Here is an 18,088-nt window from a genome sequence, read left to right as displayed (position 1 = left end):
TTAGAATATGCAGCTGTATATTACTTCTGACTGCTAAATAGCAAACGAATTCCCAAACTCACTAAAACTAAACCCATAGTTCGGTCAAACCAATGGCCTATCTGCAAAAACTTGGCTCTTACACGTTGAGTACTAAACAACCATGAAACCATCATGAACCACAAAGCGGTAGCGGCGACCATATATATACCATAGCCCAATTGCACTAATGTAGGGGTACTTGGGCTAATCACTACAGTAAATAAAGACAAGAAAAAAAGCGTGGCTTTTGGGTTCAAACCATTAGTCATAAAGCCGCTTAAAAATGCCCCCTTATCACTGAGAACTAAGTTTCTACTCACAGTAATATTGTCAGCATTTTGAGGTTTAGCCCGCAAGCCTTGGATGCCGATCCAAACAAGGTAAGCTGCGCCTAACCATTTAATCAGGTTAAACAGCCAAATAGATTGAGAGATAATCAAGCCAATCCCTAGCAAGCAATAAATAACATGTACCATGATGCCACTCCCGACCCCTAAGGATGTGAAGATAGCGGCTCTGCGGCCAACGGATACGCTATTTTTAAGCACTACAGCTAAGTCTGGGCCGGGTGAAGCCACAGCCAATAGGTGTACCAGTATAACGGTTAAGAATTCAGCCCAATACATCAATGTCCCTCTTGAAAAAACAAACCTTTATGTCTTAGCATAGTGCAAAGTTATAATACTCTGGCGCAAATAAAAATCGATAGTAATTTTGTTATAAATCATAAAACTATTTTATTACTAAGCACGTAAATTTAATCTAAAACCTGCCGATAAGTTAACGACTAGGATATAGCTACCATCAAAGTAGTTAAGCCATATTTGCAATACTCATCGAGCTTATACCTCAGCTTAAAGTGAGCCTTTGTTCTACAATTAAACGAGACTAATTGGGAAAGTACTATATGCAAAAAGTTCTTATCGTCGAAGACAGCCCTACAGTGTTGAAAATTCTCAGCCATTTATCTTCACGCCTGAACGATTTAGAGCCCGTATTTGCCTCTAGCTTAGCGCAAGCCAAGCTTGCCTATTTTGAAGAACCCGATAACTACTTCGCAGCCCTCGCAGATTTCAATTTACCCGATGCTCCCAATGGCGAGTTAATCGATTTTTTGCTAGAGCAAGGCCTCCCTACTGTTGTGCTGTCCGGTTCATTTGATGAACAAACTCAATCACTATTGATCATCAAAGGTGTGGTGGATTACGTATTGAAAGAAGGCCGATATTCTTACGAACTGGCTTTTGATTCCATCAATCAACTCCATCAGAATCGCCATACAAAAGTACTGGTGGCTGAAGACTCAGATCTCGCAAGAAAACACATTTGTGGTTTATTGCATCGTCATTTGTTTCAAGTGATAGAAGCCACTGATGGCCTTCAAGCTTACCAATACTTACAACAAGACCCAGAGATTAAGTTGTTAATCAGTGACTACCAGATGCCAAATATGGATGGTTTCGAATTAGTCCAAAAAATACGACATGAAATGGGCCAGCGTCGACTGAGCATTTTAGGGCTGTCATCTGCCGATAATGCCACTGTTTCAAGCAAATTCATTAAGAATGGCGCAAACGATTACCTACATAAACCCTTCTCAATTGAAGAATTTCAATGTCGAGTTAATCACAGCTTACATACCCTAGCCCTAGTAGAAAGACTCGAAAAAGCAGCCTATCAAGATTACCTAACTAAAATACCCAATCGCCGCTACTTCGTTGAGCACGGTCGAAAATTACACCAAACGGCGCACGACAAAAATAGCCAACTAGCCGTGGCGGTGCTGGATATTGATCATTTCAAAAACTTTAACGATCAACATGGTCATGAAGCCGGAGACGCCGTTCTGAGCCACTTTTCTGCAATGATGAAATTAGGTTTAGCTAACTTTTTATTTGCCAGAACCGGCGGCGAAGAATTTAGTGTAGCGTTCGCCGGCTTAAATAACGAGCAAGCTTACCAACTGCTCGATGCATTTCGAGCTAAAGTGGCGGCGACCCGCTTTACCTATAATGATATACCGCTATCTATCAGCGTTAGTATTGGCGTAACCAATCAACTACAAGAACATCTAGAAGCCCAATTACACCATGCCGATGAGCGACTGTATAACGCAAAAAGTGCAGGGCGTAATATCGTTGTTGGTGATTAAAGCTTTAGTTAAAGACTGCTAAATATTGCTGAACAGTCTTTACTAAACCCATAAACAGAGCACCAAAGGCTGTGGCTATAAAGGCTTAGGTATAAACAGCATAGTCACCGCACTTAAGCTTCTTCAGGTAAATAGTCCTCGATGTTTACCGTATCTATTTGCTCCGGTTTCAGATATAAATTGGCGTATTCGAGATATACCCCCGACTGTAAAAACAAACGGAAAATATCTGAATCGATATGTTGGTCCTTACACATAAAATGCATAATTTTTAGCGACTGACTTAAACTCTTGCCTTTTTTGTAAGGCCTATCTACCGCCGTTAAAGCTTCAAATATATCGGCAACCGCCATCATTCTTGCCGTAGCTGGCATTTGTTCCTTAGTCAGCTGCATTGGGTAACCACTACCATCCATTTTTTCATGGTGCCCGCCTGCAATCTCAGGAACTCTACGTAAATGGTCGGGAAAGGGAAGTTTATCTAACATAATGATCGTTTGCACAATGTGATCATTGATTTTATAACGCTCTTCTTCAGTTAAGGTGCCACGGGCAATACTGAGGTTATACAACTCACCGCGATTATATTTATATTCCGGCACCTTAAGTTTGAAACCCCAAGGGTTATTCTCCGCAATCTTCTCATCTTCCCGTCGAAAAACAATATGCTCGGCCTTATCGTCTAACAGTTTCTCTTCTATTGGCAGCGTGTGCTGCACTGAGCTACGGCGGTCTAACTCCATGTGTGACAGACCTAAGCGGTCGTCGATGGTTCGCAGCCAGGTGCGTTGTGCTATTTCATGTAAACGCTCAATATCGGCTTGCCCCATAAACTCACCACCTATATTAGATTGAGCTACAAAGGCAAACTCTTCATCTAGCTGTCGTAAGTGCGCATCCAAAATTGCATGCAATGATGCCTGCTGCGCCTCATCAATGCCTTTGGCTACTTCTTGCCAGTAGTTTAACTGGGCGTCGCGTTTTAATACTTCAAAACGCATTCTCACTTCATGGATCCGGTCATAAATTGTTTCTAACTTGGTCGCTTTATCAACCACATATTCAGGCGTAGTCACTTTGCCACAATCATGCAACCAACTGGCAATATAGAGCTCTTCCCACTGGTCATCGCTCATGGTGAAATCTGAAAATGCTCCATGTTGTTGCTCTACCGCGGCGCTAGCCAGCATTTTAGTGAGCTCAGGTACGCGTTGGCAGTGTCCGCCCGTATAGGGTGACTTAGCATCAATCGCACCAGCGGTCAGTTTGATGAATGCTTCCAGTAGGTGTTTCTGTGATTCAATGAGGTGTCGGTTTTCAATCGCGATGGTAACCACACTGCTTAAGGCATCAATAAACGACATGATCCGTGCTGACACCGTGACAGTTTCAAAGCTAAAGCTCGCGATCATCCCCACCAGTTTTCCATCGCGGTTAATCATAGGGCAAACAACTAAGTTGAGTTTTTTGCCTTCATGTTCAAACTGCTTAAACTTCGTTTCGGCAGTGCTAGTAGCATCTAAAAGGTGCTTCAACAAAGGCTGAGATAAACTATCACTATCAACAAACTGTTTAGGCAAAGAAAGTTCATCTGGCGAGGGCGTTTGCAATACAAACTGTTGATCGTGCACTAACCAAATTGCACCATTGCTCATCCCCAAGACCGTTTGCATCTCTTGAACACTTTTCTCTAATAAGCGGCTAAAGTTATCTTCTTCGCCCAACATCGTTGAAACATCTGCAAATTGCTGAATGGTCACCTTCAGTTTTTCGGTAATTTTACTCAGTTGATGCACTTCTAATACAATGGAATTAACCGGCTTAGTTGCGTCAAAATCGAAGGCCATTATGGCTTCATTTTGATTCATTAACTCTCGAAGTGGTTTAGCGACAAGTCTTGATACGTACCAGGCAATAGGAATCGAAATTAAGACAATAAAAATATTAAAAATTATCGACTGATCCCGCGCCGTTCTGGCTTCCATTAATATTTCATCCTCGGGTGAGGCTAAGCCTAGGTAAAGCCTATTTAGCGATAAATGTTCACGTTCTGATTTGACATCTAGGGTCAGATTGATGATTTGGCCAATCCAATCCTCCTCCTTTCCCTCAATAATAAAACTATCGGCATTGCCACTTTCTGTATGGCTAGCCAGTTGAGAAAGTAAACCAAAATCTTGTTGGTCAAGACGCGGTAATACCACCCCTTGTTCGTCAATCTGCAGGTGCTCAGCGATCCAAGAAGGATTTTGGTGCGCGATAACTGAATAGTCTTCATCAAACATCACTAACTGAGAAGAGCGACTAATTAAATTATTGTTTAAACTTTTGGAGACGCTGGCAAGCGTAATATCGGCGCCGACCACCATATCGCGGTCGTTGTTAGCGTGGGCAAAGGTAACACCAACTTCTTTGGTGGTATAAAAAACATAGGGGTCGGTAGCCACTAAGTCTGACTGTTCCATGGCCAATTGGTACCAAGGGCGCTCTCGCGGGTCCAGCTGATACTCCCGCGAAACAAGGTCGACTAAGGGCTTCAATTGTTCATCGAAAAAGTCGTAGCTCGATATACCATCAACCACTTTAGTGACTAATACTACAGCCCCCTCGGGCGCGTTCACTACCCCCCTTTTGGCTTCAGTGTTTAGTGGCCTAACTAGATAAAAATCCCCATCGGCATAACCCATATACACCGCAGATAAACTACGTTGTTGGCTCAAGGCTGAATAGAGCATTGGTAACCAGCTATGTTGTTCACTATCAAGCTGCTGCATAGATAGATTCATCGTTGCCAAGCTATGCACAAAGTTCTGAGCAGGGTACATGATCCCTTCAAGTTCAGACACCGTTGCACGCCCCACTTGTTGCAAAGCTCGCGCTTGGTTCTTGGCAACAATATCGCTGGTATGGAGATAATTTAAGGTGCCGATCACCAAACCACTAGCGATAAGCATTAAGATCATCACGCTGACTAAATGAAGATGGAAAGAGAACCTACGTTTTGATTTAAGCTTATCCTCTGAAACATCAGCCATTTCCAGTCCTTTGATTATGCTTAATATTAATAATCTCACTATGGCAAGACAGACCCTTATAGGCAAGTGGAAACGTTTATTTCTTGAGCTTTCATCGTTAAAGTCGATCTGCCCATGATGCTCATGTAAGGCTGGTCATTGACGGGGGTCTTCACTGAATAACACGGTTTACCATTTCAATTGGCATGAAACCAAGATTAAAAAGCAATTAAGCCTGAATCCTTAATGTGAGCGTAGCCATTTACGGTTATAATCTGAGTCACATTTATCATTTGAGAGTAACAACTTGCAGTTTTCTGAATTTGGCTTAGATCCTCGCTTAAACAAAACCATTGAACACTTTGGCTTCGCCGAAGCTACCGAGATACAAACCAGAGCTATCCCGGCAGCAATGGCAGGCAAGGATCTGCTAGCGTCTTCAAAAACAGGCTCAGGCAAAACCTTGGCTTACCTGCTTCCCGCTATGCAGCGAATGTTGAAAACTCGAGCGCTCTCTAAGCGAGACCCACGAACCCTTATTTTGACGCCAACCCGAGAGCTAGCAAAACAAGTGTTTGCTCAACTGCGTCTGCTGGTAGCCAATACCCAGACGCGCGCTTGTTTAATTAGCGGTGGCGAAAACTTTAACGACCAAAGCAAGGTGTTACGTAAAGACCCGCACATCATTGTTGCGACTCCCGGCCGGTTGGCTGATCACCTAAGTAAGCGTCATTTATATCTTGAGGGTTTAGAGTTGCTGATCCTAGATGAAGCAGACCGAATGCTAGATTTAGGTTTCTCAGAACAGCTTAACATCGTTAATCAAGCGGCAAATCACCGTAAACGCCAAACCTTGATGTTTTCAGCAACCCTTGATGATGCCGCCATTAACTCATTTGCTTTGAAGTTACTTAATGAACCAGAACGAATCGCTGTAGGCTTTAGTTTCACTCAGCATCAAGATATCAGCCAACACTTTGTTCTCAGTGATAACTTAGACCAAAAACAGCTTCAGTTGAGCCAACTACTAAAGCAAGATCAACTGAAACAAGCCATTGTTTTTACCGCAACTCGCGCCGATACCCAGCGTTTAGCCGACGCCTTTAATCAGCAAGGTTTAACGTGCTCAGCGCTTAACGCAGACTTAAGCCAAGGTGCTCGCAACAAAATCATGGATGAGTTTAGTCGAGGTCATCAACAAGTCTTGTTTACCACCGACTTAGCCTCGCGAGGGCTAGACATTGTTCAGGTATCACACGTGATTAACTTCGACATGCCCAAGCATGTTGAAGAATATGTGCACCGCATTGGCAGAACCGGTCGAGCAGGAAACCTTGGAAAAGCCTATTCCTTGGTTGGACCAAAAGATTGGAATAGCTTTAAGAGCTTAGAGGCCTTACTAGAACAAAAAGTCGAATTTACAATACTAGAAGGTGAAGGCCTAGCGGCTAAGTTCAAAGGCTTACGCGCCCCTACCAAAAAACAAGCCCAGCTAAAAGCGAAACCAAACAAAAGCAAAAAGCGCAGCAGCGTGAAAAAAGATAAGCCGGTTAAAGCCAACCGCACCTTTGACGTTGGAACAGATATGGGGGATGCCCCCATTGTTCGCCAAAAGAAAGCCATCAATCCCATCGATATTGATAGCGACGACATCGAAGAATAATCTTCAAGCCGCAGCTAAACGATTAGCTGCGGCAACGCTAGCTTTTTCATGTCAGTCTTCGTAGACTTAGCTTATCGCAAATGAAAAAGATTCTTATTTAACTTATGAACTCAGGCTCAGCCTCTCCCGCTTTTACTTGGGCAACTATTCGCCAACAAATTTTTCAATATAAGAAACCCTTGGTATACGCTCACCTCATCGCCATTTTAGCGACTTTAGTCAGTGTACCTATTCCATTAATGATGCCGCTATTGGTAGACGAAGTACTGCTTAACCAACCCGGCAATGCAATTGCAATGATGCAAAATCTACTGCCAGAGGTGTGGCATAAACCCACCGGCTACATTCTCACCATCTTGGCGGTGGTAATTAGTTTGCGTTTGTTGTCACTGATAGTCGGGGTACTGCAATCTCGACAATTCACTTTTATCGGCAAACAAATCAGCTTCTTGATTCGCCAACGCCTGGTTGAGCATTTACCCAAGGTAGAACTTCGAGAATATGAAACTCAGGGGTCTGGCGGGATCAGTGCCCGTTGTATTACTGATGTTGAAACCCTCGATAAATTTATCAGTGAAAGCCTGTCGAAGTTTTTGGTCGCTTTGTTCACCATTATCGGCACCGCGGCCATTTTATTATGGATAGACTGGCAGTTAGGTTTAATAATTCTGCTATTAAACCCTGCGGTTATTTATTTCTCTCGATCGTTTGGCAAGCATGTTAAAGAGCTAAAGAAAAAAGAAAATGCTGCTTTTGAGTCTTTCCAGCTAGCACTGATTGAAACGCTAGATAGTATCCAACAGCTCCGAGCGACTCAGCGTGAAGGGCATTATTTTGCTCGCGTCGTCAGCGCTGCCAGTGAGTTAAAAGATCACGCTATTTCGTCGCACTGGAAAACCGATGCGGTAAACCGCTTAAGCTTTACCATCTTTTTAGTAGGTTTCGAAATATTCCGCGCTATCGCCATGTTAATGGTGGTTTTTTCAGACTTAACTGTTGGGCAAATTTTTGCTGTATTTGGCTACCTATGGTTTATGATGGGTCCCGTACAAGAAATCCTCAGCATCCAATACAGCTATTTTAGCGCCAATGCAGCCATGGCTAGGCTCAACCAATTATTCGAGCTGAAACAAGAGCCCCATTACCCTTGTGAAGTCGACCCTTTTGCCAGCAAGCAAAATTTTGATATTCAATTTAAAGACGTCAATTTTAGCTACACCCCTGACTCACCAGTACTCAAGAACATTAGCCTTGTGCTACCAGCGGGTAAGAAGGTAGCTATTGTCTCAGTAAGTGGTGGCGGAAAATCTACCCTGGTTAACTTATTGCTGGGCCTCTATCAAAAGGACAGTGGCCAAATACTCCTTGATGGCACGCCAATAGAAAAAGTCGGCTATGCCGCTATTCGAAGCAATGTTGCCACCGTGCTTCAACAGCCGATCCTGTTTAATACCACCATAAGAGAAAATCTTAATATGGGCAAACAGCATAGCGATGAAGAATTGTGGCAAGCTTTAAGCTCAGCCGAGCTTAAAGCAACAACTGAAAAGCTACCAAACCAACTAGATACAGTCGTTGGCCGCAGTGGCGTGCGTTTATCGGGGGGGCAAAAACAACGCTTAGCCATAGCCAGAATGATTTTAGCTAAACCGCAAGTGGTGATTTTAGATGAAGCGACCTCAGCGTTAGATACCGACACCGAAGCTAAGTTACACCACAATTTACAGCGCTTTTTAAGTAATCGCAGCACTTTAATCATTGCCCATCGCTTAAGTGCGATTAAACAGGCCGATTTAATTTATGTACTTGATGACGGAGAAATTAGTCAAGTTGGCGAACACCAAGACTTGATTGAACAGGCAGGCCTATATAAAACCCTTTATCAACATCAAAACTAAGCAGACTGCTGGCTAGCCATGCTTATGCTGTTTAGGTATTGAGAGGCTGCATCTATTTGTTCGAGGTAGTCTTTGAGGGCTGCCTCAGCAGATTGACCGCCTGGGTGGCGTTGTTGGCTTAGCACTAGTAAGTGCTGCTGACGACGCTCTAACTTTAATTCATGTTTAAGTAATAATTGATATTGAGTATCACTAAGGTGAGGTTTCATCGCTCGCCGATGCAAGCGAAACGCTGTTAGCTTATGTTCGCTACAGCGGATATGAGTGAGTAAAAGCTCTAAATTAACCGTCCAAGATTGCTGTTGGCAAAAACTCAACCACAATAATAAGTTCACATTTCGGTGGTGTTTATCTTGTAAGCATAAACATAGCTTTTTGACCTCAGGGGCCGAATAAACTTGCTTAGAGAAATGCCAAAACCGATCCGCTACACTTTGTAATCTCGGAACTAAAGATGAATTTAAAACCACAAGCTAGGTTACTCCACAGCAAACTTAATAAAACATGCTAATTTGGCGCTATGACGACATAGAACGCTTCTAGAATATTTAAGTTTAAGAGTCAGCAGCTTAACAAAGCCCCTAGGCCGCTGACAACAGCATCACTATCGGACCTTAGTCTAAGCTGTAAAGAAAAAAAAACGCCATCTGGTGCAGATCGCGTTTTTGACTGAAACTGTGAAACGGTGAAACTAAAACTTATAAAGGCGTTACATTTTCAGCTTGAGGGCCTTTCTGACCCTGTACAACGTCGAAGGTTACCGCTTGGCCTTCAGCCAATGTGCGACGACCGTCACCGTTGATAGCGCGAAAGTGAACAAATACATCTGGACCTTTTTCTTGCGCAATAAAACCAAAACCTTTCTCGTCATTGAACCATTTAACGGTTCCTGATAATCCCTGACCTGACATTATCGTCCTCTCATATTTCGTGTGTAAATTAACGTATTAGCTAGGCAAGCCAGCGACAAAAAGTTAACCACACCTAAAACTAGATAGGCCAAAACCTTTGGAATATCAACAAGCATTGCTACAGCGACTCATACTATCTACTAAATACTCAGTAATTTCACCCCTTAATCATATATTTAATATTAAATTTTGATTAAAGTTCTCAATAAAAGCACTTAGAAACAATACGCTAGCAAAGAGCTGTGTGAAAAACAACCAGGTATAGGCGAAAATTACTGCTCTTTTTTGTCCATTAGAGGCCAAATGATCTTTTCCAAACCCGCAATTTGAATCTCTAAAGCGAGCGCCATCAACTGACCTAATTCACCCGCGGGAAAACCATCATTATTAACAAACCACAATAAATACTCCTCAGGCAGTAGTATAATGGCTCGGCCCGAATACTTACCAAAAGGCATTTTATGGCGGGCGACTTTAAGTAACATTGCCTTATCGAAAGGTTCATTAGCATTCATAGGGTGCTCATTCATTGTGCATTCAACCAAGAGATAGATCCAAATAGCGTCACATTATGCTAGCCTGCACTTTTCTACAATCACTTCAAACAAGGAAATTTGATGTTACAGAGTAATGAGTACTTTAATGGACAAGTAAAATCTATCGGTTTTGCAGGTAGAGAAAAACCATCATCGGTTGGCGTTATGGCCGCGGGCGAATATGAATTCGGTACCGCCGAACCTGAACTCATGGTCGTAGTAGCCGGTGAGTTGATTGTTAAGCTACCCGGTGAAAGTGATTGGACAAGCTATAAAGACGGTGAGCAATTTAATGTCCCCGGCAACGCTAAATTTCAATTAAAAGTACCCACTGAAACCGCTTATTTGTGCGTCTACGGCTAAACCAAAATGTTGAAGAAAGATCCAGAGACCCTGCTAAAAAAACGCCCTCAATTGTTTCATTCAGAAAACATTAAGGTGTCCTCGCATGTTCAACGTGAAGAGCAGGACTGGATCTTACATACCCTAATGATTAGCGGCCATGATGTGCCGTTCATTTACAAACGTAAGCAACGTTATCAAGACTTAACTGGGGCTAGAGTTAACCTCAGTTACTATCCTAGCGTACAAAAACGCGCGGGCTTTGATTTTGAAATAATGAAAGTGGTCCGCTTGCGCCGCAGTTAATCACTTCACTCTCTTTAAGCATTGACTATTTCTCCGCCGCAAGAAGACAACTTAAATCACTTTTTACCATTTATTGATACATTGTGTGATAAATAAGCACTGCTAAATCTCATTCCTTTACACTCCCCGCGCACTTCAAAATTACTATCGATTGTAAAGGCTATTTCATGAAACAAACTATCCAAATAGTGCTGTTTGGCTTAATGCTAAACGGCTTTTCAGCGAATCTTTTTGCTGGCGGCTTTCACCTACCTCAGGCAGCATATGCCAACTTAGGCACCGCCGGCGCGGGTGATGGTGTCTACCGAGATTCGGCGGCGGCTATTTGGTCCAACCCTGCCATTATGTCCTTTATGGAACAAGATCTATTTACCGTGAATGGCTTAGCCTTAAATCTATCTAATACCTATTATGATAGCCAAAACGCATCAGATAACTCTAGGGACTCTGGTGGATGGCTAGGCGCTGTCGGCTTATTTTATAATAAAACCTTAAATGAACAGTGGGCTGCAGGCATAGCAATTACGACCATTGGCGGTGCCGCATTAGACTATGGTTCGGGCTGGAAAGGCTCTACTCAAGTGGTAGATACAAGCTTAATAACATTTCAAATTAACCCCTCAGTGAGTTACAAAATTAATAATCAGCTATCACTTGCTGCCGGTATGCAGGTCAACTACGCATCGGTAGATATGAGTACTCAATTGATAGGGCAACCCTTAGCAATGACCCCCACTAGTGATTGGGCATTAGGTTACAATTTAGGTGCAGTCTATCAATTTAACCAAGACACAATAGCAGGCTTAAGCTATCGCTCTAAGTTAGAGCATCAATTTAACGACAGTGTGAGTTACCTCAATCAAGTCGCCGACTATTCAATGAGAATCGATGCCGTTGCTTTTGCTCGTGCAGATCTAAGCCATCAGCTTAATTCGCAATGGGGAGTATTTAGCACCCTATCTTGGTACCAGTGGAGTGATTTCTACACTACCGAGATCATCATCGCTTCTTCTGATCAAAGCATCGCCAGAAACTGGCAAGATACTTGGGCATTAGCACTAGGTACAGACTATCAAATCAACGATAACTGGCGCTTAAAGCTAGGCGTTTCTTACGAAACGTCACCGTTAGATGAAGCGCAATTTCAATCACCAGATCTACCAGTAGATCGCCAAATTCGTTATTCTGTAGGTCTGAGGACGACTATCAATCAAGTGCCCGTGGACTTGTTTTACGAATACTCTGACGCAGGAACCCCGGGTATTAACCAAGACAACCAACTATTACCAGGCAACAACCTACATGGTCATTTTGATATGTATCTTCATTTCCTAGGCTTTGCGGTGAGCTTCTAACTATAATGAAACCTAGGATAACCCTCGCTTACCCTAGGTTTCATCTAAGCCCGCATGTTAAGACTATTTTTCTAAGCCTTGACCACTGGCTAAGCCTTCGATAATTGGACAATCTGGCCGTTGGCCACCTTGACAACACTCCACCACCACCGCCAAACTGTGGTGCAATTGCTGTAATTGTTCAATACGCTGCTCTATTTCCAGTAAATGTTGCTGAGCAATCTTTTTTACTTCTCCGGCACTTCTTTGTTTATCAACATACAACGACAACAGCTGCTTGCTTTGGGGTAGGCCAAACCCTAACTGCCGACAATTGGCAAGAAATTGCAAATGGGCAATCTGCTCGGCGCGATAATAGCGGTAGCCATTATCTGCCTTAAGGGCTTCGACTAAACCAATGTCATGGTAGTAACGCACGGTTTTTACCGACAAACCACAACGCTTTGCCATTTCACCAATTTTATACATCACGCTCCCCTTGCCAGTAGTTTAAACGTACAGCATTACTAACTACACAGGCCGAGCTCAAAGCCATTGCAGCCCCGGCCAGTGCGGGATTAAGTAAGCCCATGGCCGCAATTGGCACCCCTATCAGGTTATACACAAAAGCCCAAAACAAATTTTGTTGTAGTGTTTGCCAAGTGCGCTTGGCTAGCGCAATCGCCTGCGCTATCAGCAAAGGATCATCACGCATCAATACTACATCGGCGCTGTTTAAGGCTATATCACTTCCGCCGCCCATTGCGATACCAACATCAGCCTGCGCAAGGGCTGGCGCATCATTGACACCATCACCGACCATCATCACCACACCGCTGCCTTGCAGCTGCTTAACGTGCTGTAACTTGTGTTCAGGGAGTAACTCAGCTTGCCAGTCGCTAATCCCCATTTTATTGGCGAAGTCTTCTGTCACGCCCTCGGCATCGCCACTAAGCATATGTACTTCAAGTTTTAATCGATGCAAGGCTTTTACGGTAGCTTTTGCATTGGCTCGCTCAACATCAGCCAGACCAAGTACCGCCAAGACCGCTTCAGGTTTCGCCACAAACACAACCGTTAAACCATGTTGTTGCCATTGTTTAGCTAGTTGCAACTGCGGCTCACTCAACGCTAAGTCTTGCTGCTCGATAAAGCCTTGGTTTCCGATAAATAGTAAACCTGCGTGCTCACCACTGATTTGCGCTTCAATGCCTGCCCCAGGATAACTATTAAAATGGTCTAAAGGTAATAGCTTAGCGGGGTCGACCTTGGCTAACATTGCCGAGGCTAAAGGGTGCTGACTGCCCTGCTGAGCACTAGCACATAACACTAACAACTGCGCGTCACTCAGGGCACTATCGTTATGAATATTCACCAGTTTCGGTTTGCCTTGAGTAAGGGTTCCTGTTTTATCCAGCACCACTTTGGTTACTTGATGACTGCGCTCTAAGGCTTCGATATTGCGATACAAAATACCCAGCTTTGCGCCCCTTCCCGTGCCCGCCACTAATGCCGTGGGCGTCGCTAAGCCCAAAGCACAAGGGCAAGCAATGACCAATACCGATACCGCCGCCACGATCCCTTGCGCAAAGTCACCCAGCATACTCCACACCACTAACGTGCTTAAGGCTATCAACAAAATACTCGGCACAAAATAATGGCTTATTTTATCAACCAAACCTTGAATAGGCGCTTTACCTGATTGCGCCTCGTTGACCAATTGAATGATTTTATTAAGGGTACTGTCTTTATTTTCGGCGCTCACAGTGACTTGCAATAAACCTGAGCCATTCAAACTGCCAGCCAAGACTTTATCGCCTACTTGCTTGGTTAAGGGTTTGCTTTCACCAGTGATCACCGCTTCAGACACTTCACTGCTTCCCCAGTGCACCTGTCCATCAGCGGGTAGTACTTCACCAGGCTTAATCAATAATCGATCACCTAGCGCTAAACGCTCTACGGCTATTGACTCGGCGATACCTTGAGCGTTAATTCGAGAAGCGAGTTTAGGGCTTAAATTCACCAGTTCTGCAATATTTTTAGCGGCTTGCTGCTTGGCGTTTTGCTCTAAGTGTTTACCCACCAATACTAAACTAATGATCACTGCGGCGGCTTCAAAATAAAGATGCCCCCCCGCCCCACTTAACCACAAATACAGGCTGTACAAATAAGCGGTGGATGTTCCCATCACCACTAAGGTATCCATGGTGCTGGTGCGATGTTTTAGCGCTAGCCAAGCTCCCCGGTAAAAAGGGGCAGCAAGCCAAAACTGTACCGGCGTAGCCAATAACCACTGCCATACAGCTGGCAAATGTAGTTGGCTAAACAACATCGGTAATACTAGTGGGATAGACAAAAAAAGGCTGGTGATTAGCCGCCAAGGCAAGGCCTTGGCATGAGCTTTGGGTATGTTTTCGCTTTGCATAGCCACTTTAAAACCACAGCGTTCAACCGCTTGTTTCACTGCTGCCAAATACTGCGCATCAGGAAGGACTTCAACACTGAGCTGATTGAGCGCTAGGTTAACCGCAACCTTGTCAACGCCATCTAGTTTGTTCAGTGCCGTTTCAAGTTTGGCCACACAGCTGGCACAATTTAGCCCTTCTATTTTCAGCGTATGCTGCTCAAAGGGTATCTCAAAGCCAGCATCGCTAAGCTGCTGCCGCAGTGCAATCAGCACCCCGCTTTGATTGGTGGATAAGCGCACCTTGTTTAAGGCTAAGTTTACCGAGCTATCTAACACTGCGGTTTGTTGTTTTAAGATAGCGTCTACTTTTGATACACAAGAAGCACAGCGCAACCCTTGTAAAGGAAACTCCAATGTAATGCTCATCACTTACTCCACCAGTCAGCATGCAGAGTATAGTGTAAAGTCTCCTATAACTGGAGGGTCAAGTACTTTTTTTAGCCTGTTCAAACAAGCTCAATGCTAATTTACGCTGAATCGCGTGATCCACTATCGGCAGTGGATAAGCCAATCTGTGCCCATTTTTTTCAGCCCAACTATGCGGTTGATGGACTTTTTTACCGGGAATGTCGCTAAGCTCAGGAACCCAATGGCGAACAAAATCGCCATTGGGGTCAAAACGTTGCGCCTGAGTGGTGGGGTTAAATATACGAAAATAAGGCTGAGCGTCGGTGCCTGTTGATGCGGCCCACTGCCATCCTCCGTTGTTGGAAGCAAAATCACCATCAATTAAATGCTGCATAAACCAGCGCTCGCCTTCGCGCCAATCAATCAACAGATCTTTAGTTAAAAAACTGGCCACAATCATACGCAGGCGGTTATGCATCCAACCGGTATATTTAAGTTGGCGCATCGCCGCATCGATAATAGGGTATCCCGTTTGCCCTTGTTGCCATGCTTGTAATAGATGAAGGTCTTGTTGCCAAGCAATAGATTGAGTCCACGCCAAAAAGGCCTCGCCTTTACATAACCTGGGATTGACCGCAATTAAGTGGCGATAAAACTCTCGCCAAACAATTTCACTTAACCAAGTAAACGCTCCTCCTTCTTGCGCGTCTAAGCAGTGAGGATGGTCGAGATAAATCCGCGCTAAACATTGGCGTGGAGACAACATCCCCAAGGCTAAATAGGCGGACAAGTTACTGGTAGCAGCCAAGGCTGGGAAATCACGATCTTGCTTATAATCGGCCGCTTTACTGGCGCTAAAATCACGTAACTGTTGAATAATCGAGGGGTCATCACAAGTCCATTTGCTGCTATCAGCTCGATCATAGGAACAAGGTAGTGGCGAGTTGTTTTTCAACAATGCTAAAAATGCTTCAGGAAGGAGCGCTTGATCAATCGCTGCAGGCGCAGCAATGGGACTAAATTCTCGTTCTGTTAAGCCTGACACCCACGTTTTTCGAAAGGGAGTGAATACCTTAAAATTTTCTCGGTTTTTAGTCAGCACACTGCCCGGCGGCATGACACATTCACCATGATATTGCAGCAAACTCACGTTGTTAGAACTTAAGGCACTCAATACCGCATTGTCGCGCTGCTGCTCATTAAGTTCGTATTGGTAATGACAGTGTACATCGCTAATTTGGTATTGCTGGCAAAGCTCGGTTAAACACCGCGGCACATGATTGAAACTGTCAATTTCAACCACCAATAATGGGATATTGAGTAAGGCTAAATCTTGCTGAAGTTGCGCCAAACGACGCATGATTAAATCAGCTTGAATGGGGGCTAAATGATGTTGTTTCCATTGATGTCGGCACACAAGATAAACCGCTAATACCGGCTTACCGCTAGCGACTGCGGTAGTTAAGGCCTGGTTGTCTTTAGTTCGTAAATCATTTCGAAACCATACTAATTGCTTGCTCATCAAAAAACCTTTACTACCTTATTATATTCCTATGCCTACGTTAAAAAATAAGTTAAGGATCAATAAATTAAGAGCGACTATTGTAACAAGGACAGCCCATAAGGCGGTAACAGAGGCCCAAAGCAAGACACAGCTATAACTGATACAACTCTAAGGGCAAACCGTCAGGGTCATTGAAAAAAGTGAATTGTTTACCGGTATAAGGGTCTACCCGAATGGGCTCTACCGCTATGCCCTTGCCCGTTAAATACGCCACTACCCGCTGTATATCATCGACAGCAAAAGCCAAATGGCGTAAGCCTTGTGCCTCAGGGTAACTAGGCCTAGGCGGAGCCTCGGCAAAAGAAAACAATTCTATTTGTTCACCATTAGGCAAAGCTAAATCCAATTTGTATGAATTTCGCTGCTGACGATAATGCTCAGCCACAATCGTTAAGCCCAATATTTCAGTGTAAAAATATTTCGCACGAGCATAATCAGCACAAATAATCGCCACATGGTGAATCGCTTTCAACATCGTTAATCCTTATCAGAAATGGCTTCAGCAGCCCGAGCCCCCCAGAAAAAACCACTCAAGCCGAATAGAGCCATAAGTAGCATCATGCCAGCCATTAACCAATTGCTTGGAGATAAATGAAACGAACCACCAACAGTGGCCGCAAGCATCAATAAGGCCAAGCCCAGCAGCGCTAATACGCCGCCAACTCTAGCCAATAAAATAGCAATATAATCAATGCTTTGAAAATAAACTGAGGCAGCAACAAACAAGGCTAAGCCAATAAACAATAGCGGCCACCAGCTAACACCAAACGCCAGTAAACTAGAAAGGCTCGCGGCCACAGTAACAAGGCTAAATAAGCATTTCAAAATAGACGTCATCGTCATCCTTAACTTGATGGAGTGATACCCGCTTTGCAGCTGGGCGGAATAGCAAGCTGCCATTTAAGCACTTCGGTCACTTGCAATACCGCTGGATAGTCAGCCGCAAAACCGTCTTTAGCAGCAGGTAATAACTGCCCCCGCCAACTCACATAAATGGCTTGATAAGGGCTTGAAGTATTTGCTTGATAGTAATCGACTAACTCATCGACTAAACCGGAGTCGCCTTGCCACCAAACAGTCTCGCCATTGCAGGGGCTGAATTCTCTCACCTCATGCCCCCAGACAAAATGACCGTGAAAGGTCTGGCTTTGTTCTGCACAGGCAACATTAATCAGCGTCCCCAGCAAAATACCCAAAGCACAACCGTATTGTTTGCGCATCACTGAGCGCCTACATCGATGAACGAACCCGCTTAAGCAGCAAAAATTATCAATAAAACACCCCAAAAAACACTATCACTTAGGAACCGCACCATTGATAAAACATGATCGGCCACTCCATTAATCAATAACAAAATAGCAATAAACTGGCTCAAATAGATAGCTGATTTAATGCGATAACGAGCCAGTCAGCCTTAGCGAAGCTCGGTGCGTTAATTCGCGATTTTGCTTACTAGATCAAAGTTTAGCAAATTACTACAACGCTCTTAGTTTGCATTTTTGTTAACAAATAGTAACCAAATAATTAGCTGA

17 protein-coding genes are annotated in these 18,088 nt (G+C 44.0%); 6 read left to right on the top strand and 11 right to left on the bottom strand.

Annotation, left to right across the window (positions count from 1 at the left end; all coding sequences use genetic code 11):
- Positions 1 to 20: 20 nt before the first annotated feature.
- The gene (locus M0C34_RS04845) at positions 21 to 647 is read right to left on the bottom strand and encodes a LysE family translocator (RefSeq protein WP_248714527.1); all 627 of its coding nucleotides are present in this window, start codon (positions 645 to 647) and stop codon (positions 21 to 23) included.
- A 281-nt stretch (positions 648 to 928) separates the two neighbouring features.
- Here M0C34_RS04845 and M0C34_RS04840 point away from each other — a divergent pair, with 281 nt between their 5' ends.
- Positions 929 to 2,173, top strand: a complete 1,245-nt coding sequence (locus M0C34_RS04840; protein WP_248714526.1) for a diguanylate cyclase — start codon at positions 929 to 931, stop codon at positions 2,171 to 2,173.
- A gap of 113 nt (positions 2,174 to 2,286) precedes the next feature.
- Here the strand turns inward: M0C34_RS04840 and M0C34_RS04835 are convergent, their stop codons facing one another.
- The gene (locus M0C34_RS04835; RefSeq protein ID WP_248714525.1) at positions 2,287 to 5,208 is read right to left on the bottom strand and encodes an HD domain-containing phosphohydrolase; all 2,922 of its coding nucleotides are present in this window, start codon (positions 5,206 to 5,208) and stop codon (positions 2,287 to 2,289) included.
- Positions 5,209 to 5,494: 286 nt separating this feature from the next.
- Between M0C34_RS04835 and M0C34_RS04830 the strand changes: the two genes are divergently transcribed.
- Together M0C34_RS04830 and M0C34_RS04825 are read left to right on the top strand one after the other, a co-directional pair.
- The gene (locus tag M0C34_RS04830; RefSeq protein WP_248714524.1) at positions 5,495 to 6,850 is read left to right on the top strand and encodes a DEAD/DEAH box helicase; all 1,356 of its coding nucleotides are present in this window, start codon (positions 5,495 to 5,497) and stop codon (positions 6,848 to 6,850) included.
- 104 nt (positions 6,851 to 6,954) lie between these two features.
- Positions 6,955 to 8,748 carry an ABC transporter ATP-binding protein gene (locus M0C34_RS04825; RefSeq protein ID WP_248714523.1) on the top strand — a complete coding sequence of 598 codons (1,794 nt, stop codon included), beginning with the start codon at positions 6,955 to 6,957 and terminating at the stop codon, positions 8,746 to 8,748.
- Here the strand turns inward: M0C34_RS04825 and M0C34_RS04820 are convergent.
- From M0C34_RS04820 to M0C34_RS04810, 3 genes are all read right to left on the bottom strand, one after another.
- Positions 8,745 to 9,218: a TIGR02444 family protein gene (locus M0C34_RS04820; RefSeq protein WP_248714522.1), complete on the bottom strand. Its 474-nt coding sequence runs from the start codon at positions 9,216 to 9,218 to the stop codon at positions 8,745 to 8,747. The genes M0C34_RS04825 and M0C34_RS04820 overlap by 4 nt on opposite strands.
- 228 nt (positions 9,219 to 9,446) lie before the next feature.
- Positions 9,447 to 9,659 carry a cold-shock protein gene (locus tag M0C34_RS04815; RefSeq protein WP_248714521.1) on the bottom strand — a complete coding sequence of 71 codons (213 nt, stop codon included), beginning with the start codon at positions 9,657 to 9,659 and terminating at the stop codon, positions 9,447 to 9,449.
- Positions 9,660 to 9,931: 272 nt separating this feature from the next.
- Entirely contained in the window at positions 9,932 to 10,174 is a 243-nt protein-coding gene (locus M0C34_RS04810; RefSeq protein ID WP_248714520.1) for a DUF3820 family protein, read from the bottom strand.
- Between the two features lie 102 nt (positions 10,175 to 10,276).
- Here M0C34_RS04810 and ppnP point away from each other — a divergent pair, with 102 nt between their 5' ends.
- From ppnP to M0C34_RS04795, 3 genes are all read left to right on the top strand, one after another.
- Positions 10,277 to 10,558, top strand: coding sequence for a pyrimidine/purine nucleoside phosphorylase (gene ppnP, locus M0C34_RS04805; RefSeq protein ID WP_248714519.1), 282 nt, complete (start codon positions 10,277 to 10,279; stop codon positions 10,556 to 10,558).
- A 6-nt stretch (positions 10,559 to 10,564) separates the two neighbouring features.
- Positions 10,565 to 10,843 carry a hypothetical protein gene (locus M0C34_RS04800; RefSeq protein ID WP_248714518.1) on the top strand — a complete coding sequence of 93 codons (279 nt, stop codon included), beginning with the start codon at positions 10,565 to 10,567 and terminating at the stop codon, positions 10,841 to 10,843.
- A 167-nt stretch (positions 10,844 to 11,010) separates the two neighbouring features.
- Positions 11,011 to 12,198, top strand: a complete 1,188-nt coding sequence (locus M0C34_RS04795) for an OmpP1/FadL family transporter (protein WP_248714517.1) — start codon at positions 11,011 to 11,013, stop codon at positions 12,196 to 12,198.
- Between the two features lie 63 nt (positions 12,199 to 12,261).
- On the opposite strand, the gene M0C34_RS04790 is transcribed toward M0C34_RS04795, so the two are convergent.
- From M0C34_RS04790 to M0C34_RS04765, 6 genes are all read right to left on the bottom strand, one after another.
- Positions 12,262 to 12,666 carry a MerR family DNA-binding protein gene (locus tag M0C34_RS04790; protein ID WP_248714516.1) on the bottom strand — a complete coding sequence of 135 codons (405 nt, stop codon included), beginning with the start codon at positions 12,664 to 12,666 and terminating at the stop codon, positions 12,262 to 12,264.
- Positions 12,659 to 15,010 (bottom strand): heavy metal translocating P-type ATPase, encoded by a 2,352-nt coding sequence (locus tag M0C34_RS04785; RefSeq protein WP_248714515.1) that lies wholly within the window; start codon positions 15,008 to 15,010, stop codon positions 12,659 to 12,661. The genes M0C34_RS04790 and M0C34_RS04785 overlap by 8 nt, the downstream gene beginning before the upstream one ends.
- A 58-nt stretch (positions 15,011 to 15,068) precedes the next feature.
- Positions 15,069 to 16,514, bottom strand: coding sequence for a deoxyribodipyrimidine photo-lyase (gene phrB, locus M0C34_RS04780; protein ID WP_248714514.1), 1,446 nt, complete (start codon positions 16,512 to 16,514; stop codon positions 15,069 to 15,071).
- 133 nt (positions 16,515 to 16,647) lie between these two features.
- Entirely contained in the window at positions 16,648 to 17,031 is a 384-nt protein-coding gene (gene gloA2, locus M0C34_RS04775) for an SMU1112c/YaeR family gloxylase I-like metalloprotein (protein WP_248714513.1), read from the bottom strand.
- 2 nt (positions 17,032 to 17,033) lie between these two features.
- Positions 17,034 to 17,393: a hypothetical protein gene (locus M0C34_RS04770; RefSeq protein WP_248714512.1), complete on the bottom strand. Its 360-nt coding sequence runs from the start codon at positions 17,391 to 17,393 to the stop codon at positions 17,034 to 17,036.
- An 8-nt stretch (positions 17,394 to 17,401) separates the two neighbouring features.
- A complete protein-coding gene (locus tag M0C34_RS04765; protein WP_248714511.1) occupies positions 17,402 to 17,776 on the bottom strand; it encodes a hypothetical protein in 375 nt (124 codons plus the stop codon).
- Positions 17,777 to 18,088 lie beyond the last annotated feature (312 nt).

The sequence above is a fragment of the Agarivorans sp. TSD2052 genome, assembly GCF_023238625.1.
Taxonomy (GTDB): Bacteria; Pseudomonadota; Gammaproteobacteria; order Enterobacterales; family Celerinatantimonadaceae; genus Agarivorans.
Note: the sequence above shows the minus strand (reverse complement) of the source record. Positions and strands in the feature narration are given on the sequence as shown.